The 26,052-nt window shown below is 44.6% G+C and carries 25 protein-coding genes and 1 tRNA gene; 7 read left to right on the plus strand and 19 right to left on the minus strand.

Annotated elements, in window-relative coordinates:
- Positions 1–143 precede the first annotated feature (143 nt).
- On the plus strand, positions 144–767 hold the full coding sequence (locus tag AB6D07_RS15300) for a trimeric intracellular cation channel family protein (protein WP_004734183.1): 624 nt from the start codon (positions 144–146) through the stop codon (positions 765–767).
- 93 nt (positions 768–860) lie between these two features.
- Here the strand turns inward: AB6D07_RS15300 and AB6D07_RS15305 are convergent, their stop codons facing one another.
- From AB6D07_RS15305 to aroC, 3 genes are all read right to left on the minus strand, one after another.
- The gene (locus tag AB6D07_RS15305; RefSeq protein ID WP_017101983.1) at positions 861–1,247 is read right to left on the minus strand and encodes a hypothetical protein; all 387 of its coding nucleotides are present in this window, start codon (positions 1,245–1,247) and stop codon (positions 861–863) included.
- A complete protein-coding gene (locus AB6D07_RS15310; RefSeq protein WP_017104024.1) occupies positions 1,244–1,846 on the minus strand; it encodes a hypothetical protein in 603 nt (200 codons plus the stop codon). The genes AB6D07_RS15305 and AB6D07_RS15310 overlap by 4 nt, the downstream gene beginning before the upstream one ends.
- A 113-nt stretch (positions 1,847–1,959) precedes the next feature.
- Complete coding sequence (gene aroC / locus AB6D07_RS15315; RefSeq protein ID WP_004734182.1) at positions 1,960–3,045, minus strand: chorismate synthase; 1,086 nt, start codon at positions 3,043–3,045, stop codon at positions 1,960–1,962.
- A gap of 297 nt (positions 3,046–3,342) precedes the next feature.
- On the opposite strand from aroC, the gene AB6D07_RS15320 reads away from it, so the two are divergent.
- Positions 3,343–3,846, plus strand: a complete 504-nt coding sequence (locus AB6D07_RS15320) for a GNAT family N-acetyltransferase (RefSeq protein WP_029223119.1) — start codon at positions 3,343–3,345, stop codon at positions 3,844–3,846.
- Between the two features lie 113 nt (positions 3,847–3,959).
- Here the strand turns inward: AB6D07_RS15320 and AB6D07_RS15325 are convergent.
- A tRNA-Arg gene (locus AB6D07_RS15325) sits at positions 3,960–4,036 on the minus strand.
- A gap of 211 nt (positions 4,037–4,247) precedes the next feature.
- On the opposite strand from AB6D07_RS15325, the gene folD reads away from it, so the two are divergent.
- Positions 4,248–5,105, plus strand: a complete 858-nt coding sequence (gene folD / locus AB6D07_RS15330; protein ID WP_017104022.1) for a bifunctional methylenetetrahydrofolate dehydrogenase/methenyltetrahydrofolate cyclohydrolase FolD — start codon at positions 4,248–4,250, stop codon at positions 5,103–5,105.
- Between the two features lie 155 nt (positions 5,106–5,260).
- On the opposite strand, the gene AB6D07_RS15335 is transcribed toward folD, so the two are convergent.
- The 5 genes from AB6D07_RS15335 to AB6D07_RS15355 all read right to left on the minus strand — a co-directional run bounded on the left by AB6D07_RS15335 (position 5,261) and on the right by AB6D07_RS15355 (position 11,058).
- A complete protein-coding gene (locus tag AB6D07_RS15335; RefSeq protein WP_017104021.1) occupies positions 5,261–7,075 on the minus strand; it encodes a sodium:proton antiporter in 1,815 nt (604 codons plus the stop codon).
- Between the two features lie 185 nt (positions 7,076–7,260).
- Positions 7,261–8,460 carry a NupC/NupG family nucleoside CNT transporter gene (locus tag AB6D07_RS15340; protein ID WP_009848493.1) on the minus strand — a complete coding sequence of 400 codons (1,200 nt, stop codon included), beginning with the start codon at positions 8,458–8,460 and terminating at the stop codon, positions 7,261–7,263.
- Positions 8,461–8,665: 205 nt separating this feature from the next.
- On the minus strand, positions 8,666–9,586 hold the full coding sequence (locus tag AB6D07_RS15345) for a LysR family transcriptional regulator (RefSeq protein ID WP_081324625.1): 921 nt from the start codon (positions 9,584–9,586) through the stop codon (positions 8,666–8,668).
- A 152-nt stretch (positions 9,587–9,738) separates the two neighbouring features.
- Positions 9,739–10,737 carry a lytic transglycosylase domain-containing protein gene (locus AB6D07_RS15350; RefSeq protein WP_009848495.1) on the minus strand — a complete coding sequence of 333 codons (999 nt, stop codon included), beginning with the start codon at positions 10,735–10,737 and terminating at the stop codon, positions 9,739–9,741.
- A gap of 30 nt (positions 10,738–10,767) precedes the next feature.
- The gene (locus AB6D07_RS15355) at positions 10,768–11,058 is read right to left on the minus strand and encodes a YcgL domain-containing protein (protein ID WP_009848496.1); all 291 of its coding nucleotides are present in this window, start codon (positions 11,056–11,058) and stop codon (positions 10,768–10,770) included.
- 219 nt (positions 11,059–11,277) lie between these two features.
- Here AB6D07_RS15355 and minC point away from each other — a divergent pair, with 219 nt between their 5' ends.
- From minC to minE, 3 genes are read left to right on the plus strand one after another with little or no spacing between them, the layout of a single operon-like run.
- Positions 11,278–11,940 (plus strand): septum site-determining protein MinC, encoded by a 663-nt coding sequence (gene minC, locus AB6D07_RS15360; RefSeq protein WP_009848497.1) that lies wholly within the window; start codon positions 11,278–11,280, stop codon positions 11,938–11,940.
- A gap of 22 nt (positions 11,941–11,962) precedes the next feature.
- A complete protein-coding gene (gene minD / locus AB6D07_RS15365) occupies positions 11,963–12,775 on the plus strand; it encodes a septum site-determining protein MinD (protein ID WP_009848498.1) in 813 nt (270 codons plus the stop codon).
- Positions 12,776–12,781: 6 nt separating this feature from the next.
- The gene (gene minE, locus AB6D07_RS15370; protein WP_009848499.1) at positions 12,782–13,045 is read left to right on the plus strand and encodes a cell division topological specificity factor MinE; all 264 of its coding nucleotides are present in this window, start codon (positions 12,782–12,784) and stop codon (positions 13,043–13,045) included.
- Positions 13,046–13,140: 95 nt separating this feature from the next.
- On the opposite strand, the gene hflX is transcribed toward minE, so the two are convergent.
- From hflX to prmB, 10 genes are all read right to left on the minus strand, one after another.
- The gene (gene hflX, locus AB6D07_RS15375; protein ID WP_012603471.1) at positions 13,141–14,508 is read right to left on the minus strand and encodes a GTPase HflX; all 1,368 of its coding nucleotides are present in this window, start codon (positions 14,506–14,508) and stop codon (positions 13,141–13,143) included.
- A gap of 279 nt (positions 14,509–14,787) precedes the next feature.
- A complete protein-coding gene (locus tag AB6D07_RS15380; RefSeq protein ID WP_017104019.1) occupies positions 14,788–15,900 on the minus strand; it encodes an ABC transporter ATP-binding protein in 1,113 nt (370 codons plus the stop codon).
- A gap of 6 nt (positions 15,901–15,906) precedes the next feature.
- On the minus strand, positions 15,907–16,764 hold the full coding sequence (locus tag AB6D07_RS15385) for a carbohydrate ABC transporter permease (RefSeq protein WP_009848502.1): 858 nt from the start codon (positions 16,762–16,764) through the stop codon (positions 15,907–15,909).
- Positions 16,761–17,699: a carbohydrate ABC transporter permease gene (locus AB6D07_RS15390; RefSeq protein WP_009848503.1), complete on the minus strand. Its 939-nt coding sequence runs from the start codon at positions 17,697–17,699 to the stop codon at positions 16,761–16,763. The genes AB6D07_RS15385 and AB6D07_RS15390 overlap by 4 nt, the downstream gene beginning before the upstream one ends.
- A gap of 144 nt (positions 17,700–17,843) precedes the next feature.
- Complete coding sequence (locus AB6D07_RS15395) at positions 17,844–19,091, minus strand: ABC transporter substrate-binding protein (RefSeq protein WP_012603467.1); 1,248 nt, start codon at positions 19,089–19,091, stop codon at positions 17,844–17,846.
- A 110-nt stretch (positions 19,092–19,201) separates the two neighbouring features.
- Positions 19,202–20,647 (minus strand): ATP-binding protein, encoded by a 1,446-nt coding sequence (locus AB6D07_RS15400; RefSeq protein WP_017104018.1) that lies wholly within the window; start codon positions 20,645–20,647, stop codon positions 19,202–19,204.
- Between the two features lie 72 nt (positions 20,648–20,719).
- Positions 20,720–21,448, minus strand: a complete 729-nt coding sequence (locus tag AB6D07_RS15405) for a response regulator (RefSeq protein ID WP_017104017.1) — start codon at positions 21,446–21,448, stop codon at positions 20,720–20,722.
- 157 nt (positions 21,449–21,605) lie between these two features.
- Entirely contained in the window at positions 21,606–23,063 is a 1,458-nt protein-coding gene (locus AB6D07_RS15410; RefSeq protein ID WP_017104016.1) for a protein adenylyltransferase SelO, read from the minus strand.
- Between the two features lie 516 nt (positions 23,064–23,579).
- Positions 23,580–24,221: a LysE family translocator gene (locus AB6D07_RS15415; RefSeq protein WP_009848508.1), complete on the minus strand. Its 642-nt coding sequence runs from the start codon at positions 24,219–24,221 to the stop codon at positions 23,580–23,582.
- A gap of 274 nt (positions 24,222–24,495) precedes the next feature.
- Entirely contained in the window at positions 24,496–25,428 is a 933-nt protein-coding gene (gene prmB, locus AB6D07_RS15420; protein ID WP_009848509.1) for a 50S ribosomal protein L3 N(5)-glutamine methyltransferase, read from the minus strand.
- 62 nt (positions 25,429–25,490) lie between these two features.
- Between prmB and smrB the strand changes: the two genes are divergently transcribed.
- Entirely contained in the window at positions 25,491–26,021 is a 531-nt protein-coding gene (gene smrB / locus AB6D07_RS15425; RefSeq protein ID WP_009848510.1) for an endonuclease SmrB, read from the plus strand.
- Positions 26,022–26,052: the final 31 nt, after the last annotated feature.

Consider the following 26,052-nt stretch of genomic DNA (forward strand, 5'->3'; position numbering starts at 1 on the left):
ATGATCTTATTCTTCGTGCTGAAAGATTAGAATGCGGTGTTCATGACACGCTTACGTTTTTACTACTACACTCGCGCTTCATTTTTATATCCCTATGGCCTATAAGACACCAATTTATAGACCTAAATTATAGAGCTACAGCAATGCTACTAAGTGTTTTGTATATCATTGGCATCACGGCAGAAGCCATGACCGGTGCTCTCAGTGCTGGCAAACAAAAAATGGATTGGTTTGGTGTAATGCTGGTTGCGAGTGCAACGGCAATTGGCGGAGGTACAGTAAGAGATATTTTGCTCGGCCATTACCCTTTAGGCTGGGTTGAAAACCCCCAGTATCTGGCGATCACTTGTATTGCTGGTGTTATCACAACGGGATTAGCCAAATGGGTAATCAAGCTAAAAGGCTTGTTCATTCGTTTGGATGCGTTGGGGCTTATCGTATTTAGTATCATTGGTACTAAAGTAGCGATGACCATGGGTCTGCACCCAATGATTTGTATGGTGTCTGCATTAGTGACTGGCGTGTTTGGCGGCCTACTGCGCGATCTTATCTGTCGTCAAACGCCACTAGTCTTGCATGAAGAGTTGTATGCATCTGTCGCCCTTGTCGCTTCAGGCTTGTACTTAGGTCTTCTTGAATTAGGCATAAACGATGTGACCGCGACGATCGTGACATTGGTTGTAGGTTATTTACTGCGCATGGCAGCAGTGAGATTCAAATGGCGCTTGCCTTCGTTCCAATTAGACCCAGAAAGTTCGGTACACTAATTCGAAATCTGCGCTCCTAAAACGGATAGGAGCGCAAATGAGAGGAGAGGCATTTTACTTTTTTAAACTATGTAACTCTTTCGCATCACACCACTATTCAACGCAAATGACGTCAAAGTTCGCGATATAAATATCTTCACGCATATAATTTAACGTTTCGACAAAATAGATACTTGCACGTTTACTAATACTAGAGCGAAGAGAGTTAAACACCTTTGGTTGTGAATTAAACTCGGCTTTAAAGTCATATTCTTGGCTGGAATTATTCGCACAAAATTCTAGTTCATGCGTACCCAAGCTACCTTCGATTCCCGAAAGCTCACCCAAAAAACATTCACTTTCAACCGTTGGTTTTAACCCTTTGATGTTAAACTCTAGCGTTGCTGGTTGTTGGCACTGAAACTTTACTTCCTGTTCGCTCTCTACTGTTGTACACCCAATAAGAAAAAAAATGGGTAATACTAAAGCTAATCGTTTCATTGTGTAGCAACCCCATATTGAACAAGCTCTTCTCGGCTCATATAGTGCATACCTTCCGGTTTTGCTGCTTCCAATGTGTACCAATAGAAACTTGTATCAATATTTAACGCTTCGTAATAATCCAAATAACGTTCATGTTCAAAATGATCTTTAGTTAATAGTGAGCCGTTAGTGCCATCACTTGAACTCCATGAATGAACTCCGAGCTTAGCACCTGGTTCAACGGTTCTTTGCACGCCAGCCAAAAACAAGTCAGTACCACCAGAAGCGATATGCCCTGATGAACCGATATAGCTATTCATACCCGCTTCTCGAACCATTAATCCCAACTCAGTATTTGCTTCATCATCCGCAGAGCCATTGATATTCTTAAACTCTAGCATGGTCACCTGCGGAGCCTGATTTAGCATTTCTTCAAAAGCATCAGGAGATCCGCTACATACCACACCAGAAAGAATGGCAGTATCACCTTTGACATAAAATGTAAGTGATCTTTCACCTTCTAATGATGAATCACACTTTGAGTAGTAAACACTGTCATAATCTACAGAAGCACAACCATTAAGAAACAGCGTTGCTAAGAGAAGTTTTTTAAGCATAAATAATCACTCCAACCAGTAAGGACATTAAAAGTAGATTCTGTACTTTTAAAAAACTATCATAATAAAATTAGCTCTTACGTAACTGATTGTAATTGATTGTAATTCACCGTTTAAATCTTGGGAGTTTCAGTTGTCACACCAAAGTTTTGACCACGGTGACGTAGTAAGTGATCAAGCAACACGATAGCCAGCATCGCTTCAGCAATAGGCACTGCACGGATACCAACACATGGATCGTGACGGCCTTTAGTGATTAGCTGCGTTGCTTCACCGTCTTTGGTGATAGTGTCACCAGGAACGGTAATGCTTGATGTGGGTTTAAGCGCAATGCTTGCCACAATATCTTGACCAGTAGAAATACCGCCTAAGATACCGCCAGCATGGTTGCTGCTGAAGCCTTCTGGAGTTAATGGATCACGATGTTCACTACCGCGTTGATTAACGACATCGAAGCCATCACCAATCTCAACACCTTTCACAGCATTGATGCTCATTAGAGCATGCGCGATATCTGCATCTAGACGATCAAAGATTGGCTCACCAAGGCCTACAGGCACTTTAGTCGCAACTACTTGAATCTTCGCACCGATCGAGTTGCCTTCTTTTAGCAAATCACGAATCAGTTGGTCAAATTCAGGTACTTTGTCGGCATCAGGACAGAAGAAAGCGTTGTTTTCGATCTCGTTCCAATCCACTTTATCAATTGAGATATCACCCATTTGAGAAAGATAAGCTTGGATTTCAACACCAAATTCTTGCTTAAGGTATTTCTTCGCAATCGCACCTGCCGCAACACGCATTGCAGTTTCACGAGCAGAAGAGCGACCGCCACCTCGGTAATCACGCACACCGTACTTTTGATGGTAGGTATAATCAGCGTGGCCAGGGCGGAACTTGTCTTTAATTTCGGAATAGTCTTTAGAGCGTTGGTCTGTATTTTCAATCAATAGACCAATAGAAGTACCCGTAGTTTGGCCTTCAAATACACCTGATAAGATTTTCACTTCATCCGCTTCACGGCGAGCCGTTGTATAACGAGAAGTACCTGGGCGACGACGATCCAAATCTCTTTGAAGGTCTGCTTCGGTAATTTCTAATCCTGGTGGGCATCCATCTACGATACATCCTAGTGCGATACCGTGACTTTCTCCGAACGTAGTCACGCGGAAATGTTGTCCGATACTGTTTCCTGCCATTACTTCCTCTAAATCAGCCATTGAGCAGAAGGTTTGATTCCTAAACCTACGGGCTAACAGCTTTACTTGTCTATTCTTCGTGAATTCATATTGGCTTTATTACCAAATGATGTAAACCCCAAAAAACCAACAATTTTAACTTTCTATTACATGAGCCGAATGAAATGAATAACGAGGGGAAATGAGTGGTGCTTTAAAGTGGTGATTTTGAATAGTTTCATGGCCAGTTAACAAAGGTTAATGAACTCGGTTTGAATACTATCTATGTTGTAGCCCAAAATAATAAGGAGAAAAGTGATGATCGAGTGGAGAGTTAAAAAATTTTCGGAGCTGTCTGTTCAAGAGCTCTATGATTTCTTACAGCAAAGAGTCGATATTTTTATCGTCGATATGAACACACCCTATAGTGATCTAGACGGCAAAGGTAGCCATCCAGAAACCTATCACGTCATGGGTTATGAGAACGGGCAACTAGTAGCTTACAGTCGAATTATGGCTCAGAAGCTTGGATACCCCGTAGATGTTCTCCCTTTGCTCGATTCTGATGCAGATGATGTTTGTATCGGGCGAGTGATCGTAGCAAAGGATTATCGAGGTAAACAGATTGGTAATCAGCTGATGCAAGTAAGCTTTGATGCAACCCGCGAGGCGTACCCTGACTGTTCAATTTTTATTTCGGCACAAGCACATCTCAAAGACTACTATGGTAAATTCGGATTCAACGTTGTCACCGACAGTTATTTGGAAGATGGGTGCAGTATGTTAGGTCTTAGATATACCCCACAGCTAGTGGCCGTTTAGCAAAAGACAAAAGACAGAGGCATCGAAATACAAAAAATGGTTTTGATAGATTAAGTCGTTCTGAAATGCAAAAAACCCGACAACTCAGAGAGTTATCGGGTTTCTTTAAATAGTGGTACGCCCTGAAGGATTCGAACCTTCGACCACCTCCTTAGAAGGGAGGTGCTCTATCCAGCTGAGCTAAGGGCGCGCTACAGGGAAGGATTATACGAATTCGAATCAGTAAAGCAACGGCTTTATGTAACATTCTGATCCAAGTGAGTAAAAAAAGTGCAATAGGATTATAAGTGTTGGAAAATAGAACAAAGCAAACGTTTGCTTGATGGTAATCAAAAAGATTTTCTGGAATAATGCGCCAAAAACATCAGCCACTAACTTGAATATCAATACTAAGGAAATTCATGACTGCTCAAAATATTGATGGAAAGCTAATTTCTCAAACGGTTCGCTCTGAAGTTGCGGCACGTGTAAAAGCTCGTACTCAAGCTGGATTACGTGCCCCGGGCCTAGCGGTTGTTTTAGTGGGTGAAGACCCGGCATCTCAGGTTTACGTTGGCAGTAAACGCAAAGCGTGTGAAGAAGTTGGTTTCGTCTCGAAATCTTTTGATTTACCAGCAACTGCCACCGAACATGAATTGCTAACGCTAGTCGATCAACTCAACGAAGACCCAGAGATTGATGGCATTCTAGTTCAACTGCCTTTGCCTGCTGGTATCGATACTACTCACGTTCTTGAGCGTATCACACCTGAAAAAGACGTTGATGGCTTCCACCCATACAACGTAGGCCGTTTGGCTCAGCGTATGCCTAAGCTACGCTCTTGTACGCCTAAAGGCATCATCACGCTGCTTGACCGTTACAACATCGATTTACGCGGCAAACACGCGGTTGTTGTAGGCGCATCAAACATTGTTGGTCGCCCAATGACTCTAGAACTGCTTCTAGCAGGTTGTACGACAACAACATGCCACCGCTTCACCAAAGACCTTGAAGGTCACGTACGTCAAGCAGACGTTGTTGTGGTTGCCGTTGGTAAGCCTAACTTCATTCCTGGTGCTTGGATTAAGAAAGGTGCTGTTGTGGTCGATGTTGGTATCAACCGTTTGGAATCTGGCAAGCTCGTTGGCGACGTTGAATACTATGTGGCTAAAGAGAGCGCAAGCTTCATCACGCCAGTACCGGGTGGTGTAGGTCCAATGACAGTGGCGAGCCTAATCGAGAATACAATGATCGCTTGTGAGCAATTTCACTCGAAATAGTCGGCAATGAGAGCTTAGGTAGTAATACCGGGGGCATGAATTGCCTCGCCCTAGAGCAAAATTAGAAAGCCGCAGCGTGAAAACGTTGCGGCTTTTTCGATACTGAGCTATTCGTTTTTGATACAAAGCGACTCGCTTTAAATACAGAGCACTCGCTACTTATCTGGAGTATCGATAACTTCAATCTCTTCCGAAGGCGGCAATAAACTAATGACCTGACACTCCGTTGATATGAGTTTTTCCAATTCAGAACCTTGTGTCACTAAGCGGAAATCACCGTCATTAATCACGCCCAGTGGAATCGCTTTAGGGTACAGGGCATTAAACTCATTAAGGTCAAACGCCTCGGTCAAACCCGTGCTCTTAATTTGACTGCCTTGAGCCATCAAGGAGTTAAGTTTGGAATAGGTAACCCCTTCTGAAAACAGGCTTCTATTACCATCGCGGCTCACCTGATGCCTTTCATGTTTATTTTCTGAGGATTCAAGTTCAAACACCTTATTTTCACCAAACTCATCTTGATAATGCATACTGACTAATGGGTTGGTTTGACGGTAAGGCGAAACGATCATGGCACGCCCTATCCCGTCCAATTCCAGATTATTTTCAGCATGGCTCGAAGCTGGATTACCGAAATAGACATTCAAGTTGTCCATGCGCGCTAAGCGAATGCTCTCCCAGTTGGTATCAGCAAGCACACTGTTGATGTTGTGTGTCGCCAGCACTTTGGCAAACTGACGTGAAAAATGAGTCGCACCAAAGAAAATAACCCCTTGTGCCTTCTCTTGAGTCACACCCAGCCTTCTAGCCCACCAACTCGCGGTTAGGCTCTGAATCACAACCGTGCCTATGATGACCAAGAAAACCATTGGCACCAGTAGGTCAGCCCCTTCGATTAATTGCTTCTCTTGAAGCTTGATTGCAAATAGAGAAGAGACTGCAGCAGCAACGATCCCGCGAGGTGCCATCCAGCTCAAAAACCATTTATCTGCTGAAGTAAGATCCGTGCCGATCCCGCTGATCCACACACTCAGAGGACGAGCCACCAGCATGACGACCGCTAATAAGCCAATACCGCCCCAACCTATCGAGAGAAAAGTCCCTGAATCAAGCCTGCTCGCTAACAGAATAAACAACGCAGAAATGAGTAACACAGTCAGGGTTTCTTTGAACTCAATAATATCTTCGAGATCCAAGCCTTTCACGTTGGCGAGCCAAATACCCATGATGGTCACGGTTAATAGGCCAGACTCTTCACTCAGATCATTAGAAAAAGAGAACGCCGCCAACATCAACGTTAGGACTGCCACGTTACGCAAATAATGCGGAACCCAATGCCCTTTCAGCATCTTGGCAATCAAATAGCCACCGATGATCCCTAAGCCTAAACCGATGGCTAGAGTCAGCCCCAAAGCCGACAGTACATGGCTTGTAGGATCGGCTGAAGAGACAATGTATTCGTAAACAAGAACAGCAAACAGCGCGCCAATCGGATCAATCACTATCCCTTCCCAGCGCAAGATACTCCCTAACGAAGATTTGGGCTGAATGCTGCGTAGCATGGGAACAATAACGGTTGGCCCCGTCACGACCACTAAGGCAGCAAACAGCGCGGCTAATGGCCAACTGAAGTCCACAAAGTAATAAGCACCAACGACAATGCACGCCCATGTAATCAACATGCCGATACTCACTAGGTGCGTCACCATACGACCATGGCCTCTGATTTCTTTGAAATTCAGGGTCAATGCACCTTCAAACAGAATAATAGCGACCCCTAATGAAATCAGCGGAAATAGCACCTCACCAAAAATGGCATCGGGATTAAGGATGTTAAGACCGGGACCTAAAAGTAGGCCGACAATAAGAAGAGGAAGAATAGCAGGAAGACGTAAGCGCCAGCCTAACAATTGACACGTTAAAGACAGCAGTCCAATTAATGCCAAAGAAGAAGTAATCGACAAATCCATTTGTGCCCCTAAAAGGTTTGCACCACACCTTGTGATACAAACCTATTTGCTGAAACAAGAAAGCCTATGTCATTAAACTATAGGCTCTCTTTTTCGTGCTAACCGAATATTAGTGTGATTAATCAGTCACTTTACTATAGGGGAAATAAAGTGACTGACTCATCCACTCTGTACTTATTATCTAGCTACAGAGAAAGCACCACGCCAGCGATCGCAGCGCTCATTAAGTTGGCAAGCACACCCGCACAAATCGCTTTGAAGCCATATTGTGAGATGAAAGAGCGACGCTCTGGAACTAAGCTACCCAAACCGCCAATCAGAATCGCCATGGTAGAGATGTTAGCAAAACCACATAGTGCAAAAGTAACGATCGCTTTTGAGTGCTCACTCAGTGCATCTTTTACGTCCATTAACTGGATGAAAGCCACAAATTCGTTCACAACAATCTTATTACCGATCAGCGAACCTGCAACCACAGCTTCAGACCACGGTACACCGATCAGCCATGCAACGGGTGCGAACACATAACCTAGGATAAGTTCGAAGCTTAGGTTTACGCCAAACCAGCCACCAACAATACCTAACAAGCCATTCAGCATCGCAATCACACTGATAAAGGCTAGAAGTGTCGCACCCACCGCAACGGCAATACGAAGTCCAGACATAGCCCCATCTGCCATTGCCTCAACTACGTTTGTTGCTCGTGGAATCTCTACACCAGACTCAATATTTTCTTGAACATCCTCTGGGCTGCCTGGTACTAAGATTTTAGCCATCAATAGACCGGCTGGTGCCGACATGAATGCCGCAGCGATCAGATAGTTTAGGTCAACACCCAGCGATGCATAACCCACTAGCGTGCCGCCAGCAACAGAAGCCAAACCACATACCATCACAGCAAACAGTTGTGAGTCCGTCATATGTTTTAGGTAAGGCTTAACCACCAATGGCGCTTCGATCATGCCAACAAAAATGTTTGCCGTTGCAGATAGTGACTCCGCACGACCTGTGCCTAGAAACTTCTGCAAAGCACCGCCGATTATGTTGATCACCTTTGGCATAAAGCCGATGTGATACAAACCTGAAATCAATGCAGAGAAAAAGATAATGATGCCGAGAACGTTAATAGCGAAAACAAATCCGTTATTCGTTAGGCCACCGAATAGGAAGTTAATCCCCTCTTGACCGTAGTTGATCAAGCTAGACACCGCACCAGTAGCTGCATTCAGCGCTTCTTTACCCATTGGCACATAAAGAACCAATAGCGCGAATGAGATTTGCAGTAAGAAAGCCAAAGAGACAGTTCTTAGCGGGATATTTTTTCTGTCCGTAGATAGTAACCAAGCGGCTACTAAAATAGTGATAATTCCAAGTAGGGAAGCCATATGCGTCAACCTAAAAGTTGTAGGTAGGAAAGGCGACGCATTGTATAGAGGAAATCGTTTGCGGCAAGGTGCGGTTGTTAATGTGATGTTGGGATTATCAGCAACTTGCCCAAGGTTAGATTAAAGCGTTGAATTTTAATGGATTAACTTGTTCAAAAAGCATACTTTTTCCATATGGAAATTATATTTATGAATTAGGAAACAATTAACGATGCAGCTCAACGCAAGTTTTGAGGTTTTTGTCCCAATACGTCGGCGAACCAACATGCTGTTTGATGAACTCAATCACTGCTGAAAGCTTCTTTGGCATGTTCTTTCGACTCGGATAGACGGCATAGAATGGCATCAACTGACTGGCTCTCCATTCTGGTAATACTTGGATTAACTTGCCTGTTCTAAACTCCTCTTTGACTAAATAAGTCGCCAAATAAGCAACACCCCACCCAGATATTGCCGCGTCTCGTACCGCTTCAGCTAAATCCACCGAGTAATCGCCCGCCACTTTGACACTGAGGTTTTCTTGCCCGTTATCAAACGCCCATGACGTGTAGTCTCGTTCACGGCTGCGATAGATAAGACAATTATGGTCAATCAGATCAGATGGCACATGAGGAGTGCCAGCTTTAATCAGATAATCCGGTGATGCGGCTACCACAAATTGGCTGTCGGCTAAACGCTGCGCTATATAACCTTCTGGCAGGTCTTCATTATTGGTGATCCAAAGATCCAAGCGCTCCTCAATCATATCCACTTTGTAATCGAACAAATGCACTTCAATTCTCAGCTGCGGATAGAGCTGTCTGAGCTGATCAATCGCTGGAATGATATGCAGTGTGCCAAATGACTGAGACAAGCCTATGCGGAATATTCCAGAAATGTCGTCACGCTGGCTATCCATATCCATTTGAGCCGCTTTCACCGTATTGAACAGCTGCTCACAATGCTGATAGAACACTTCCCCTGCTTCAGTTAGTGTCAGGCTGCGTGTGGTTCTTTGCACCAGCTTGATACCTATCGAATCCTCGAGCAAAGCAACTTGCTTACTGATGTGAGACACCGACACATTCAAACTTTTTGCTGCACTGGTAAAGCCTTCATGCTTGATTAACGCATGGAATATCACCATCTGTGCGGCTCTATCTGTTAGCACAAGGCCACCTTTAAAAATCTCTGAAATATAAAAGAAAAAGGACTCCGAAGAGTCCTTTAGTTCGTTCTGCCTATGGTAGGCCAAATGCTATTCAAAGCGACCTAAATCTGTTAATCAAATTAGGTCGATTAATCAAACTTAATTCTGTCTGCTAAGTGGCTAACTGCCAAAGCAAAGTAGTAAGAACGATTCCACTTCATTAACACATTGTAGTTGTTGTAAATGAGGTAAGAACGGCCAGTTTCATCGTCTGGCATAATTAGCCAAGCTTTAATATCTTCATCAAGCGTTGGTAGTGGGCGATCGTCAAAGCGCTTAATACCGAGTTCAGACCACTCTTTTAAGTATTTCGCTTTGTCTTCGCCTCGGCCTTGCATTTCAATAGACACAGTCGACGGTACGTGAACTTGACGGCCCCAAGTATATTTGTCATCCCAACCCGATTGGCTGAGATAATTCGCCGCTGAAGCAAATACATCTTCTTCAGTACCCCAAATATCTTTCTTGCCGTCGCCGTTACCGTCAGCGGCATAAGCTAAGAATGAGCTTGGCATAAACTGAGGCTGCCCCATCGCACCAGCCCAGGATCCTTTCATCTCTTGTGGTGCAATATGGCCTTGATCAAGAATCTTCAACGCCGCCATCGCTTCGCTACGGAAGAAGGCTTCTCTACGTCCTTCATAGGCCATAGTCGTGAGAGCATCAATAACACTGTAGTTACCCGTGAACTTACCAAAGTTACTCTCAACACCCCATAGCGCGACAATGAATCTTGGTTGAACACCATATTCATCACCAATGCGCTTCAACGCTGAATAATGCTTCTTATAAAGCGATCTCGCCTGCTTCACTTTCCAATCTGGAACCGCGCGTGGAATGTATTCATCCAGAGTCAGTTTTTTCTCAGGTTGATTCTTATCGGCTTTCACCGCTCTTGGCTTAAACGTCACACCATCAAAGGCCTGATCAATGATCGTTTCAGAGATGCCTTCTGCACGGCCTTGTTGCTTTAGTTTCTCTACATATTGCTCAAAGCTCAGCTCTTCAGCCTGAACTGAACCAATCGTCAGGCTATTACCCAATAGTAATGCCGACACAGCCAATATGGTTTTCGAAAATTTACTCAACGATCACTCCTCCCTGAATTAAGGTAGCTATCACTCTTCGTCTTGAACGTTTTGCTGAGCTTTACGCTCTTTATGAAGTTCAAGTTCATTAACCGGTGGTGGCGGAACCTGCAAAAAGAAACCATCGGTGTTCAGTGATTCTCTCACTTTATCGATGTTCACTTGCGCCAGTTTACGGCCATCCATTTTAATTACCATTACAAAACTAGGTTTACCAAACATTTGCATCAATGCGTCAGGAACTTGTGAGAAATCATCCTTCTTAGGGATATAAAGGTATGTTCCTTCTTTCTTTGAACTTTTATATATAGAACACAGCATGACAAACCTTTTTATTGTTTATGACTACAAAACTCTCACTTACGAGATCAATAGTTTATGTTAAGGGAAATATTGGGAACAAAACGTTCATTTGACAACAAGATTACTTGCTGTGCTTGGTTTGGGAATATAACATGATAAACCAAGTTTCAGGCAACGCCCTTTATTTTATTGATAAAGAAATTGTACCAATCCGCTATTGAGGTCCTGTAGTTTTCGATGTCTAGTAATCCAGATCTAAAAGGTAGCAGTTTTACGCTATCTGTTTTGCACTTATCCGATGATCAAGTCGAAAATGCGGTGTCTTTTCTTCAAGAAAAAGTAAACCAAGCTCCCACTTTTTTCGCTGCTGCGCCTGTTGTTATCAATATTAGCAAAGTCGCGGGTGATATCGATTTTGTGCAACTGAAAGAGGGTATATCTCAAGCGGGCATGATCCCAGTAGGTGTGGCTGGTTGTTCGGATAAACGTATGCAGAACCTAGCGAAAGAAGCTGGTTTTGCAGTGATGACAGCCAGTAAATCACCTTCTCAAGCTCCAGCGAAGATGGCTCCGATAAAAGTGGTGAGAACGCCTATTCGTTCTGGTCAGCAAGTGTATGCAAAAGATGGCGATCTATTGATCCTCAGCCATGTGAGTGCCGGCGCAGAAGTCATAGCCGATGGCAGCATCCATATCCATGGTACTTTACGCGGTCGTGCGATTGCAGGCGCGAGTGGTCAAACTGAAGCAAAAATAATTTGTAATGATTTACAAGCCGAGCTGGTTTCCATTGCTGGAAATTACTGGCTCAGCGATCAAATTGAAAGCGAGTACTGGCAGAAGAAAACCATGTTCAGTATGGCAAACGATGTATTACACGTTGATGTCCTCGCAATATAAGAGAAATAAAAAGGAAAACTAAATGGCACGCATTATCGTTGTAACGTCAGGTAAAGGCGGGGTAGGCAAAACGACCTCCAGTGCAGCTATTGCCTCAGGCTTAGCTTTAAAAGGGAAGAAAACCGCAGTTATCGACTTTGATATCGGTCTGCGTAACCTAGATTTAATCATGGGTTGTGAGCGTCGTGTTGTGTACGACTTCGTTAACGTTATCAATGGCGAAGCGACACTGAACCAAGCGATGATCAAAGACAAGCGCACAGAGAATCTATTCATTCTTCCGGCTTCTCAAACTCGTGATAAAGATGCACTAACAAAAGATGGTGTTCGTCGTGTATTTGATGAACTAGATGAAATGGGCTTTGATTTCATCATCTGTGATTCTCCTGCAGGTATCGAGCAAGGCGCTCTGATGGCGCTTTACTTTGCTGATGAAGCGATTGTTACGACTAACCCAGAAGTTTCTTCTGTACGCGATTCAGACCGTATTCTCGGTATTCTTGATTCTAAATCTCGTCGCTCAGAAGATGGCTTAGAACCAGTGAAAACGCACCTTTTACTGACTCGCTACAACCCAGCACGTGTAACTCAAGGTGAGATGCTAAGTGTTGAAGACGTTGAAGAGATTCTTCACATCTCTCTACTGGGTGTCATCCCAGAGAGCCAAGCAGTACTGAACGCGTCGAACAAAGGTGTTCCAGTTATTTTTGACGAAGCAACCGATGCAGGTATGGCTTACAATGATACTGTAGAACGACTACTGGGTAGCCAAGTGGACTTCCGTTTCTTAACGGAACAGAAGAAAGGCATCTTCAAAAGACTGTTCGGGGGCTAATTCGCAATGTCATTACTAGAGTTTTTTAGACCACAAAAAAAGACAACCGCAAACCTAGCTAAAGAGCGTTTGCAGATCATTGTTGCCGAGCGACGCAGCCATGACGACCCAGCGCCGTCTTATCTGCCGCAACTAAAAGAAGACATCTTGAAGTGTATTGCGAAGTACGTTGACGTCGATCCATCAATGGTTGATCTGACTTTCGAACACAAAGATGACGACATCTCAGTATTAGAGCTGAACGTCAAACTTCCAGAAGAAGACCGATAAGCAGAGCTCGAGCGGTGCTTATCACGATTCAATAAAAAAGAGAGCCTAGGCTCTCTTTTTTGGTATTTTAACTTGTGTCTAAACGCTATAAAATATTAAGAATTCTGCATACGCTTTTTCAGTCGAGCTAAGTCAATTTCACTAGAGCGAACGGTCAACTTAATGCACTCGTAATCGTACTCTTCTTTAACCACACTCATGTTTGAGCGAATCTCTCCGATGATGCCTTGTCCTGAATAAGGGATGGTGATCTCTTCTTCGATCATGCCTTCTTCAGCAACACCAACGATGTACTTGTGCAGTTTCGTGATATCCAGCGGATCTCGAGTCGACGTTAGCATCGCATCTGGGAATTCTTCGATCAGCTCTAATTGCTGCTCTTCAGTCAATCTATCGCACTTATTCAGAACTAATAGTTTCTCGCTGCCTTCTACACCCACTTGAGCTAATACGTCGTGTACCACATCAAGTTGTGCGCGGAATGAAACGTCAGAAGCATCAACCACATAAAGCAGCAATGAAGCATCATGCGCTTCTGCTAGCGTTGAGTGGAATGATGCAACCAGATCGTGTGGCAATTTCTTGATGAAACCCACTGTATCTGAAACCAGAATACGCGGTTGAGTAATCGGCTGAAGCGCACGAACCGTCGTATCTAACGTTGCGAACAGTTTATCTTCACCCACCACTTCGGTTGCGGTCATTGCACGCATCATCGAAGACTTACCGGCATTGGTGTAGCCAACTAAAGCAACAGTGAAAAGCTCCGCGCGTCTTGTGCGTCGGGTCTTCATTTCATCTTGTACGCTTACTAGCTCACGCTTAAGCGCAGCAATTTGGTCACGTACGTTACGACGGTCTAGCTCTAGTGAAGTTTCACCGGCGCCCTGACCCATTTGACGCTCTTTATCACCCTCAGCCGTTTCACGAAGTCGTGGCACTAAGTAGTTTAGACGAGCGATATCAACTTGCAGACGAGCAGTACGAGTACGAGCGTGACGGCTGAAGATTTCGATGATAATGCCAGTACGGTCAAATACTTCCACACCCAAACTCGCCTCAACAGTACGCATTTGAGATGGGCTTAAATCACAGTCGAATACCACAACATCAGCGGCACCGTATTGGAAGTTGCCCGTTGGAAGATCATCAAAATCTAGCTCATCGATTTCAGAATCAAACAAACCCGACTCATCAAGAAAGTCTTCATCTTCAGCTTCTTCAATAGAGCCTTGGTAACCAGTTAGATGTGCAATTTCGGCAAGCTTACCCGCACCCAACACATTCTGTCTTTGAGATGAACTGTGGTGTTGCGATTGTGTACCGACGACTTTAAAACCTAGGGTTGTCACTAAGCGAGCAAGTTCGGCAAGAGACTCTTTTGCTTCGTCACCTTTAAAATCCGGTGTCGTAATAGAAATAAGTAAAGCGTTATTCGCCGCTGGTTTTGCTGTTAGTTTCATGTATTCTTCTGTTTATGCACCAAGGTGCAGCCTAGTTTCTGGTCTAAAGTAGTGTGATCCTACGCGTTTCTACGTCAGCTTTATAGAGCTAAGGGATACTAAATCACGATATTATTGCAGTAGAAGCATATATATCGTTTATCCCTCTGTTTTTATAAGGGATAAAAAGCAAGTATAGCCAACGAAAAAGGCAGCACCACCTTACTTATTACTAGTTGGTGATACTGCCTTTGATTTAGACATGAACTTTGATTGTTAAACTAACTCAATAACTAGAAGTTAGAAGTCGATTCTCGCTTCGGTTTGAGCATCGAAGAATACCGCCTTTGATAAGTCAAAATGAAGCGGTGCCATTTGCCCAACCGACACTTCAAATTCTGGCGATAAACGACACGCGACTTCTTGGTCGTTCACTTTAACCATCGCAATAGTATCTGGTCCTGTCGGTTCCAATACCTCTAATTGTAAGTCTAGCTTTGTAGTTGCCGACACATCATCACCTTCTTGCTCAGTAATGTGTTCAGGACGCAACCCAATGACCAACTCCTTGCCATCTTGGTCACGCATACTCTGAGGCAATCGAATGTGGTGTTCTTGCTCCGCCGTGCCAGTTACTTTGATGATCGGATTCTGGTCCTCATCCAAGTCCACCATGGTTTTAATGAAGTTCATTGATGGTGAGCCCATAAAGCCCGCTACGAACATATTGTTGGGTTTGGTATAGATCTCTTGTGGCGTACCTAGCTGCTGCAGTTCACCGTCTTTCATTACTGCGATGCGATCCGCAAGAGTCATAGCTTCGATCTGATCATGGGTTACATAAACAATTGTGGTATTCAGCTTCTGGTGGAGACGTTTAATCTGATGGCGCATTTCAACACGCAGCTTGGCATCCAAGTTGGAAAGCGGCTCATCAAACAGATACAGCTTAGGACGACGAGCTAGAGCACGTCCCATCGCGACACGTTGACGCTGACCACCAGAAAGCTGCGACGGTTTACGATCCAACAACTGTTCGATTTGCAGCATTTCCGCTACTCGGTTTACCTCTGCATCGATCTCTTGTTGCGGCATCTTACGAATCTTCAAACCGAAAGCGATATTGCCGCGTACCGTCATATTGGGATAAAGCGCGTAAGACTGGAATACCATCGCAATGTCGCGGTCTTTAGGTTCAACCTGAGCCACGTCAACACCATCAATCACGATTTCACCCGAACTAATATTTTCGAGCCCAGCAATGGTGTTCATTAGGGTGGACTTTCCACACCCCGAAGGGCCGACAAGTATCAAAAATTCCCCCGAATCGATACTGATGTCGATGCCCTTTAACGTTTCGTTGTCCGCGTTGCGATAGGTTTTACGGATCTGTTTTAAATCTAATGTTGCCATGGGTAATTATCCTTTTACTGATCCTGCCGTTAGGCCACGAACAAAATATTTTCCTGCGAAGACATACACCAACAGCGTTGGCAGTGCAGCGATGATCGCGGCAGCCATGTCGACGTTATATTCTTTAACGCCAGTGCTGGTGTTGACTAGGTTGTTTAATGCCACGGTGATCGGCTGAGTCTCTGAGCCGGAATAGACCACTCCGAACAAGAAGTCATTCCAAATCGCGGTGAACTGCCAGATCACCGTCACCATGATGATTGGTGTCGAGATCGGTAATAAGATCTTGAAGAAAATCGTAAAGAAGCCAGCACCATCGAGCTTTGCCGCCTTGATCAATTCATCAGGAATCGAGATGTAGAAGTTACGGAAAAACAGTGTGGTAAACGCCATGCCGTAGATAACGTGCACAATCACCAAGCCGATAGTTGTGTTAGCCAAACCCATTTTTCCTAACATGGTTGCCATTGGAAGCAGCACAACTTGGAACGGAATAAAGCAGCCAAACAACAGCAAGCTAAAGAACAGATTTGAACCTCTGAACTGCCACTTGGTTACCACGTAGCCATTGAATGCACCGAGCAATGTTGAGATCGCAACCGCAGGTATCACCATTTGGAATGAGTTCCAAAAGTAACCTTTGATGCCTTCACATTTCACGCCCGTACAAGCGGTGTCCCACGCTTTATACCAAGCATCAAACACCCACTCTTTCGGGAGGCTCATCAAGTTCCCCGCCTTGATGTCTGGCAGAGTTTTGAATGACGTCAGCGCCATGACGAACAATGGCATCAAATACACCAAGCAGAAGAAAAGCAGTGCTGAATAAATAAAGATTCGAGCAAAGTTGATGTTATTCATCATGACTTTTTCTCCCTAAGTTCAGAGTAAAGATAAGGCACGAGAATCGCTAAGATACCGGCAAGCATCATCATGGCACTGGCAGCACCAAGGCCAATTTGTCCGCGAGTGAAGGAGTGTGCGTACATAAATAGCGCTGGAAGATCCGATGAATAACCCGGGCCACCTGCCGTCATTGCGGTCACAAGGTCGAAGCTCTTAATCGCAATGTGCGACGTAATGATCACCGCACTGAAAACCACAGGGCGCAAGCAAGGCAGAATGATTTTGAGATAAATAGTAGGTAAGCTTGCCCCATCAATTTGCGCCGCTTTGATGATTGAAGAATCGATACCGCGCAGACCTGCTAAGAACATCGCCATTACAAACCCTGAAGACTGCCAAAGTGCCGCGATAACCAAGGTATACACCGACATTTCGGAGTCGACTAGCCAATCAAATTTGAAGTCAGTAAATCCCCAATCTTGCATCAGCTTTTCAATGCCAAGACCCGGATTAAGAATCCATTTCCACGCCGTACCCGTCACAATGAATGACAGCGCCATTGGGTAGAGATAGATGGTACGAATCGCCCCTTCTTGACGGATATTCTGGTCAAGCAATACCGCTAAACCAACACCAAGCAAGATGGCAATCGCCATGAATAGAAAACCAAACACACCGAGGTTTGTGATTGAGGTGATCCAACGATCGTTATCCATCAGCTTTTCATATTGGGTTAAACCAACGAAGTTAAAGCTCGGCAGAAATCGAGAGTTGGTGAACGACAGCGCTGCCGTCCAAAATATATAGCCGTAGATACACACCACGGTCACTAACGCGGTCGGCGCCAGTACTATTTTAGGTAACCAATGTTGCAACCTGTCAGCAAAACTCGGTTTCGGTGCAGGCTGGCTCCTTGTGGGTTTTGGAGTCGACTCAGTCAAAACATGCTCCATAACTTATCCTTGTTGCACAATCGAGCCAATGGCTTACCTTTCGGCACCACATCAGCATCACGCATATCAGAATTGGGAGTGAAGAGTAGATAGGCTCCCTACGAGCCTACCCACCCTGGGGGTTTGGTGTTAGACCAAGTTAGATTAGATAGCCGCTTTCACTGCTTTTGCTAACTTGGCTGCCGCTTGTTTCGGATCGGCATCTTTCTCGTTGAAGAAGTTGGTCACCACGTCATAAATAGCGCCTTGAGCGTAGCTTGTTGTCGCTAGGCCGTGAGCCATACTCGGAACAAGATCGCCCGATTCAGCACTCGCTTTGAAGGTAGCCATTGAATCCAACGCACACTGGTCGAATTTAGACATGTCCATATCGAGACGTACAGGGATTGAACCTTTGTTAAGGTTGAAGACTTCTTGGAAATCTTTGGTAAGAATGGTTTTCGCTAGGTCTTGCTGCGCCTTTTGGTTCTCTTTGTCACTTAACTCAAAGAACGCAAAGCTATCGATATTGAAGGTAAATTGGCCGTCAGTACCTGGAGCTGGTGCACAGATGTAATCTTTACCCGGCACTTTGCCTGCAGCAGTAAACTCACCTTTCGCCCAATCGCCCATGATTTGCATCGCGGCTTCGCCATTGATAACCATTGAAGTTGCGACGTTCCAATCACGACCTGGAGAGTTGCTGTCGATGTAGTCACGCATCTTTTTGAACTTGGTGAACACTTCCACCATCTTGTCGCCCGATAATACGTCCATATCAAGATCAACGAACGCTTTGTTGTAATCTTCACTGCCTAGAACATCAAGAGCCACCGCTTCGAATACGGTTGCGTCTTGCCAAGGTTGGCCACCGTGAGCCAGTGGAATGAAGCCAGCCGCTTTAATCTTGTCTGCAGCAACAAAGAACTCATCTAACGTAGTTGGAACCGTCACGCCTGATTTTTCTAAAACAACAGGGTTAGCCCAAAGCCAGTTAACACGGTGAACGTTGACAGGAACTGCCACATATTCGCCATCCCACTTCATCACTTTAGTCACCACCTCTGGCAGTAACTCATCCCATTGTTCTTGTTTAGCAGTCGCATCGAGAGACGTTAGAAAACCTAAACCACCCCACTCTTGAATATCATGACCTTTGATCTGCGCGGCAGAAGGTGGATTGCCCGATACTGCTCGCGTTTTCAAAACAGTCATCGCACTTTCACCGCCGCCACCAGCAACTGCGAAGTCTTTCCAAGTATGGCCTTGTTGTTCAATCATCTCTTTCAGTACGGCAGCGGATTTCGCTTCGCCACCGGCAGTCCACCAGTGGAGCACTTCCACTTCACCAGCTTGAGAAAATGTTGAGGCAGCAAGAAGAGATAGAGTAAGTAGGGTTTTATTGATTTTCATTATTATCTTCCATGTTTAGCGGACTCGACGTCCGGTTCATTAAAGAGTCTACTTATTCTGACTGATAAGATTGAAACAAAAGGTAAGCCCAATGTAACAGGATTGTTACACTACACTTCTAAGCCTGTTGGGATATAGACTTTGACTTCCAAGCCACCTTGAGAGGAGTTGCGAATAATGAGATCTCCACCGTGTCCGTGCAGGATATTTCGGCAGATCCCGAGGCCAAGTCCGTGTCCTTGATCATCCGTTGCTAGCCTAAAATAGGGTTCAAAAACCATCTCTAACTTGTCTTCAGGAATGCCATTCCCACGGTCTTGAATAGTCACGACAACCCAAAGCTCATCACCACTAACTTCCACGACAGCTGATGAACCATACTTAACCGCGTTGTCAATTAAGTTGGTCAGTACACGCTTAATCGCCAGTGGTTTCGCGACTAATGGCTCAATGACGACTGGCTCGAACTCTACCTTCGTTTGGTACTGGTTATGAGATTCAATCACAGAAAGTACCATTTCGTTGAGGTCAATAATGGCATTATTCTCGTGTAGATCGGTGTCTCTTACTGCTTGCAAAGCACCTTTAACCATCATCTCAAGCTCATCGAGATCTTTATTAAATTTGTCTTTCTTTACTTCACTCTCCAACAACTCTGCACGCAATCTTAGACGTGTGATTGGTGTCTTTAAGTCATGGGAGATCGCAGAAAAAAGGTGCTCTCGGTCGGCAACATAGCGACGAATCCGTTGCTGCATGCGATTAAAGGCTCGGGTTGCGGTGACCAGTTCAGTCGCCCCTTCTTCGTTTAGCGGAGGCTGCTGAATATCCATGCTCATCTCATTAGCCGCTCTTGCTAACTTTTTAAGAGGACGTACTTGACGACGAATCATCAAATAAGTCAAAACCAATAGAATGAGTGTCGAGGAAACTAAGAAAATTACTTGCTCACGACCGAGAATCGTATCGTCGAGTTTTACATATGGCGCTGGCAACAACGCAGCGATATAAACCCATTCGTGGCTGGTTAATTCTATTTGAACAACCAGAATTGGCGGATTAAGAGGCTCTAACGTTAAAGTATGATGTGCCCACGATCGCGGGAGATCGCTCAAGTAGATGTCATTTTTAAGCAAGCGAAGATGTTCAGGGCGAGAGAAATCCACCCGAACTGATTCGACTTTATTGAGCTTGCTACTTAAAACACTTTCTATCGCTTCTATCGATGCGGTTTTTAGTCGGGTATCCGGGATCGGTTCGACAATCAAAGCCTCTTTATTGAAAGAAACAAAGAAACGCGTACCACCCATATTGCGGATTTGATCCAACACGATATGACGATATTTAACGGGTAGAGATTGAAAAAAAGTCACCGTTGAAGCAAACATGTTCGCCATACTCGACGAAGCAGAACGAATCCCTTCCAGCTCTTTGTGTTTTGATTCGCTATACCATATAGACGTTGCGATGCCCTGAGCTATTACCACGGCTAACAGGGTCAACAATAAGGTTCTTGCGACTAACGAATTTGGTTTCAACCAACTCATCCAGTTCATACGAGATATTTCATCCAGAATACTTCATTGGAAATACTTTATTTGCGTTACTTGATTAACAGTAGGTCATGCTTAGTGTTCATACTGAACCGGCACAGCAAGAATGTAGCCATTACCGCGCATGGTTTTGATGTAGTGAGGATATTTACCACTGTCGCCCAGTCGGCTTCTCAGGCGGCTAAGCTGTACGTCAATGCCACGTTCAAAAGGCAGCGCTTCACGGCCTCTGGTAGCGAAAGATATTGTGTCACGGTCGAGAACTTCGTTAGGACGAGTTAAGAACAACATCAACAAAGAAAAGTCACTGCCCGACAAGTCCATCTCTTCTGAATTTTCGTTGTGATAGATTCGGTGCGCGAGCGTATCGAGCGTCCAATCACCAAAAATAATCTGCTTTGGCAGTGCATCACTTGGCTTGTCGTCCACCACTTGAACACGGCGTAATAGCGCTTTGATTCGAGCCATTAACTGACGAGGGCTAAACGGCTTCGCGATGTAATCATCTGCACCAATTTCTAAGCCGATAATCTGATCGGTTTCATCCGATACCGCTGTCAACATAATGATAGGCACATTGGATTGTTTTCGGACTCGCTGACACAAGGTAAAACCGTCGTCACCGGGTAGCATCACATCAAGCAGAATCAGGTCTGGATAACCATTGTTTTGCAGATGAGTTTCGAGTTCAACACCATCTCCCACCGAAGAAACATCGAAACCCGATTTTGTGAGGTACTCTTCCAGCAGCTCGCAGATTTCTTGATCATCATCCACCACGAGAATTCGAGTATTTGTTGGCATCGCCCAAACCTATTAAATTTACAACTTATTCACATAGTGTATAGGCTGGCCGATTATTTGATTATTGACATGTTTGTAAAGTTAGACGAACAAACAGATAAAGATCACATCTTAGTGACCTCTACCTGTACTTAGCGACTCAAAGAATCATAGAGGGTTAAGAGGAACAGCTGATTTCCATGGCTTTGCCCCACTCAGGCGGCAAGGCAGCAAGATGTTCGTAGTCAGGATGTTCCGCATAAGGGTCTGCCAGCACCACCATTAGTGCATCAATATCGCTGCTATCACCGCGCTCAGCTTTACCTATCGCAAGCTGGGCTAGGTAGTTTCTGAGGATGTATTTCGGGTTTACTTGTCGCATCTTTTCACAGCGCTCGGCCACTGAACTCTCTTCCAATTCACAGCGTTGCAAGTAGTTATCCACCCATAGCTTTGCGGCCTCGCGGTCGATAACCAAATCAATCACGTCTTGCGGCAGCAATGTATCTAGGTTCGATAGCGTTCTAAAGAATCTTGGGTAATCGACTTTGTTTTGCGACATCAGCTCGAACAACGATTCAAACAAGCGACTGTCACCTTCGTGTTTCGAAAGCAATCCTAACTTACGGCGCATCAGCTGACTGAAATAACCGTTCATTTGTGGTTCGTACTGTTCTAACGCGGCCTCTAAATCGGCTTTATCCACCAGCGGCGAAAGAGAATGAGCCAGTGCCGACAAATTCCATAATCCAATTCTAGGCTGCTGATTAAAGGCATAACGACCTTGATAGTCGGAGTGATTACAGATCAAGCGAGGGTCATATTCATCTAAGAAGGCGAACGGGCCATAATCGAAGGTTTGCCCTATGATCGACATGTTATCGGTGTTCATGACTCCGTGAGCAAAACCATTCGCTTGCCACAGCGCGACCATTTCCGCAGTGCGATCAACAATCTGATTAAACATGGCAGCGTATGGCTTTTCTTCATCGAGACACTCTGGGAAGTGCCACTCAATGACTTTGTCGGCCAATAATTTATGCTCAGCCAACTGATTGGTATAAAACAGATGTTCAAAGTGACCGAAACGGATGTGTGACTCAGCAGCACGCACCAGCAATGCGCCCCACTCTTGCTTCTCTCGATATACGGGTGTATCGCTGGTCATCATCGCCAACGCGCGAGTGGTTGGAATATTAAGCCCTGCCATCGCTTCACTACATAAGTACTCACGAACCGTTGATCGAATAACTGCACGTCCATCGCCCATACGAGAATATGGAGTTTTACCCGCACCTTTAAGGTGTAAATCGAACGTTTCACCGCTTTTCGCGACAACTTGAGCTAATAACAGCCCTCTTCCATCACCTAAATCAGGGTTATAAGAGCCAAACTGATGGCCTGCGTATTTCATTGCTATAGGCGAAAACTGCTCAGGCTCAACATTGCCAGATAACGTCTCAAGCAATTCCTCTGAGGCACCTTCAAATAGCGGAAATCCGAGTTCATTCGCAAGCTTATGGTTCCATGCGAGCCATTGGACATTGCTGAGCGGTGTAGGTTGAATTGGGGTATAGAACAGTCGAGGTAATGCAGTAAATCGATTGTTAAATGAAATAGAATCCCAGACAGACATGAGAGATACACTGTAGATAAAAGATAACTTAAGATTATCACAGTTTGATAACAACTTCAGATCAGGTTATGCAGTGAGTCTATTGAGATAAAGGGGTTAATGAGACAAAGAGATTATTCAGAGAAAAAGGTTACTGAGAGGAAGGTACAGCTAAGAAAAGGTTAAGTGGCTAGCCTGATGAGAAGAGCCACATTTACGAGTGTAAGAGTTCTAACTTTGAAGACTTTTTGAAAAGTATATTCATAATAAAACTGAAAATATAGAGCCATGAAGCTGACTACATTAGAGCAAGAATACCCAGAAGAGAAAGGGTAGAGAAAATCCAAGTACGACTGATTACGCCAAAATTACTGTGTTGAATCATTTCTTGATGCTGCATATATCTCTCCTGAGAATGTGATGGTGTAACACCAATATATCGACTTTATGCCGATATCAGCAAGCACATTAATATTAACCTTTTATTACAGCCTGAATAATTTTCTGTAACTATTCAGGCCTTTGATAAATTGAAAATTACGCTCTGCTTGTAGTAGAAAGCAGCGCCCCAGCACCGATAAAGACACCACCAGTCACACGATTAAAAACCTTGGCTCTACCTTTAGCAAACAACCAATTTGATGATTTCGCACCTAGGTAGGCATAAACCAGTAACCAAGACAACTCCATCACAACGAAGGTCAAAGCGAACACCAAAAATTGAGGAAATAGCGCTATCGATGGGTCAATAAACTGAGGAAAAAGTGCGGTAAAAAACAGGATAGCTTTTGGGTTACTCGCACCAACAATAAAGCCACTGACATAATGTTGTGCAGCGCTTTCTTTAACAGGTTGAGAGCCTGCTTGTTGATTCGATAACTTGTCGTAATCTTGCTGACTCGATCGTAACGACTTCCAACCGAGATAAATAAGGTAAGCAGCCCCCGTCCACTTAATGATATTAAACACCACTTCTGACGAAGCAATGATCACCCCTAAACCGGTAAAAGATAACGTAAGGATTCCGGTAATGGCAGTCACGCTACCCAATGCGGTAAATATCGATAACTTAAAGCCAGATTGCACACCCTTAGTCATGCACAACAAAGAGCTTGGCCCTGGTGATGCCGTTAAGATCAACACCGCTAGCAAATAATAAATCCATGTATCAAAGGTCATCGCGAATTCTCCTTAACTCACTAAAACGACTAAATATTGAGCACCAATATGTGGTAGCTATTCATATTAAGCAACTAAATATTGAGCACGTTCACTCTGTGTTGCTTACTTATCCATTAAATTTCGGCAATAAAAAACGCCATGCATTACTGCATGGCGTTTAAATTCAAACGTTTCAAATAGAACGTCTTATCAGGTTCTAACCTTAAGTTTCCAGCCTAACCTCTAAGCTAAATCTCTAAGCCAAATCCCTAAGCTAACGACTAACAGTAACCTAGTCTTTGTAGATAGAGAACTCATCCGCGCAAGCAACAAGCTGCTCACGAGTGATCATGAATACGCCATGACCACCGTTAGAGAATTCAATCCAAGTGAATGGAATCTCTGGGTACTGATCCATCATGTGAACCATTGAGTTGCCCACTTCACAGATAAGAATACCGTCGTCAGTTAGGTAGTCAGGTGCGTTAGCTAAGATACGACGAACCAATTTCAGACCGTCTGTACCCGCTGCTAGGCCAAGTTCTGGCTCGTGAGTAAACTCATCTGGCAGGCTGTTCATATCTTCTTCATCCACGTAAGGTGGGTTAGATACGATCAGGTTGTATTTCTCTTTTGGCAAGTCACGGAAAAGATCTGAACGGATTGGGAACACTTGCTGCTCCATGCCGTGATCTTGGACGTTCTGCTCTGCAACTTGCAATGCATCTGTAGAGATATCAATCGCATCTACTTCTGCGTCAGGGAATGCATGAGCACAAGCAATAGCAATACAACCACTACCTGTACACATATCCATGATGCGAGTTGGCTCTTCAATTAACCAAGGTTGGAATTGAGCTTCGATCAGCTCACCAATTGGAGAGCGAGGCACAAGAACGCGCTCATCAACGAAGAACTCAAGGCCACAGAACCAAGCTTTATTGGTTAAGTAAGCCGTTGGTGTACGCTCATTGATACGCTTGATCACGCGCTCAACAATACGCAGACGTTCGCTACTTGTTAGACGAGAGTTCATCACATGCGAAGGAACATCAATCGGTAGATAAAGAGTAGGTAAAATTAGTTGCACCGCCTCATCCCACGCGTTATCAGTGCCGTGACCATAAAATAGGCCCGCTGCGTTAAAGCGACTAACAGTCCAACGAATCACATCTTGAAGCGTGTGTAGTTCTGATACCGCTTCTTCTACAAAAATCTTATCCAAAATTGTCTCCGAAAAGCGCTACAATACTGCTAATTACGTTTCTAATTAGAATTCATAACCTGATGAGCAAAAAAGACACCGACTTCGATGACGATTTCGCCCTGTTCAACGATGCAGTAAAGGGCGTTAAAAAGTTGCAACAGGATACCATAGTCCAGCAGCCAAAAAGAAATGCCAAGCAAAAAGAAATTACTCGAACGGCAAGACAAGCCAGTGATAGCGAGTTTTATTTCTCGGATGAGTTCATTCCGCATCTTAGCGAAGAAGGCCCAACACGTTATGCGCGTGATGATGTCTCTAAGTATGAGGTGAAGCGCTTACGTCGTGGTGTCTACGTACCTGATGTGTATCTTGATATGCACGGTATGACTCAACAAGAAGCCAAACGTGAACTTGGCGCGATGATTGCGCACTGCGTGAAAGAGAGCGTAGCTTGTGCCTGTGTACAGCACGGCATTGGTAAACACATCCTTAAACAGAAAGTGCCTTTGTGGTTAGCACAGCACCCAGACGTAATGGCCTTTCACCAAGCGCCTTTAGAGTTTGGCGGCCATGGAGCGCTACTGGTTTTACTTGCTATCCCAGATAAATAGCCATCGACTTGCTCTTTATTCTAAAAAGTAA

This window comes from Vibrio sp. 10N.239.312.C11 (genome assembly GCF_041466065.1).
GTDB lineage: Bacteria > Pseudomonadota > Gammaproteobacteria > Enterobacterales > Vibrionaceae > Vibrio > Vibrio tasmaniensis_A.

Coding starts and splice junctions, on each gene's coding strand:
- AB6D07_RS15300 (WP_004734183.1), top strand. CDS start 144: ATGCTACTAAGTGTTTTGTATATCATTGGCATCACGGCAGAAGCCATG.
- AB6D07_RS15305 (WP_017101983.1), bottom strand. CDS start 1,247: ATGAAACGATTAGCTTTAGTATTACCCATTTTTTTTCTTATTGGGTGT.
- AB6D07_RS15310 (WP_017104024.1), bottom strand. CDS start 1,846: ATGCTTAAAAAACTTCTCTTAGCAACGCTGTTTCTTAATGGTTGTGCT.
- aroC (WP_004734182.1), bottom strand. CDS start 3,045: ATGGCAGGAAACAGTATCGGACAACATTTCCGCGTGACTACGTTCGGA.
- AB6D07_RS15320 (WP_029223119.1), top strand. CDS start 3,343: ATGATCGAGTGGAGAGTTAAAAAATTTTCGGAGCTGTCTGTTCAAGAG.
- folD (WP_017104022.1), top strand. CDS start 4,248: ATGACTGCTCAAAATATTGATGGAAAGCTAATTTCTCAAACGGTTCGC.
- AB6D07_RS15335 (WP_017104021.1), bottom strand. CDS start 7,075: ATGGATTTGTCGATTACTTCTTCTTTGGCATTAATTGGACTGCTGTCT.
- AB6D07_RS15340 (WP_009848493.1), bottom strand. CDS start 8,460: ATGGCTTCCCTACTTGGAATTATCACTATTTTAGTAGCCGCTTGGTTA.
- AB6D07_RS15345 (WP_081324625.1), bottom strand. CDS start 9,586: ATGGTGATATTCCATGCGTTAATCAAGCATGAAGGCTTTACCAGTGCA.
- AB6D07_RS15355 (WP_009848496.1), bottom strand. CDS start 11,058: ATGCTGTGTTCTATATATAAAAGTTCAAAGAAAGAAGGAACATACCTT.
- minC (WP_009848497.1), top strand. CDS start 11,278: ATGTCTAGTAATCCAGATCTAAAAGGTAGCAGTTTTACGCTATCTGTT.
- minD (WP_009848498.1), top strand. CDS start 11,963: ATGGCACGCATTATCGTTGTAACGTCAGGTAAAGGCGGGGTAGGCAAA.
- minE (WP_009848499.1), top strand. CDS start 12,782: ATGTCATTACTAGAGTTTTTTAGACCACAAAAAAAGACAACCGCAAAC.
- hflX (WP_012603471.1), bottom strand. CDS start 14,508: ATGAAACTAACAGCAAAACCAGCGGCGAATAACGCTTTACTTATTTCT.
- AB6D07_RS15380 (WP_017104019.1), bottom strand. CDS start 15,900: ATGGCAACATTAGATTTAAAACAGATCCGTAAAACCTATCGCAACGCG.
- AB6D07_RS15385 (WP_009848502.1), bottom strand. CDS start 16,764: ATGATGAATAACATCAACTTTGCTCGAATCTTTATTTATTCAGCACTG.
- AB6D07_RS15390 (WP_009848503.1), bottom strand. CDS start 17,699: ATGGAGCATGTTTTGACTGAGTCGACTCCAAAACCCACAAGGAGCCAG.
- AB6D07_RS15395 (WP_012603467.1), bottom strand. CDS start 19,091: ATGAAAATCAATAAAACCCTACTTACTCTATCTCTTCTTGCTGCCTCA.
- AB6D07_RS15400 (WP_017104018.1), bottom strand. CDS start 20,647: ATGAACTGGATGAGTTGGTTGAAACCAAATTCGTTAGTCGCAAGAACC.
- AB6D07_RS15405 (WP_017104017.1), bottom strand. CDS start 21,448: ATGCCAACAAATACTCGAATTCTCGTGGTGGATGATGATCAAGAAATC.
- AB6D07_RS15410 (WP_017104016.1), bottom strand. CDS start 23,063: ATGTCTGTCTGGGATTCTATTTCATTTAACAATCGATTTACTGCATTA.
- AB6D07_RS15415 (WP_009848508.1), bottom strand. CDS start 24,221: ATGACCTTTGATACATGGATTTATTATTTGCTAGCGGTGTTGATCTTA.
- smrB (WP_009848510.1), top strand. CDS start 25,491: ATGAGCAAAAAAGACACCGACTTCGATGACGATTTCGCCCTGTTCAAC.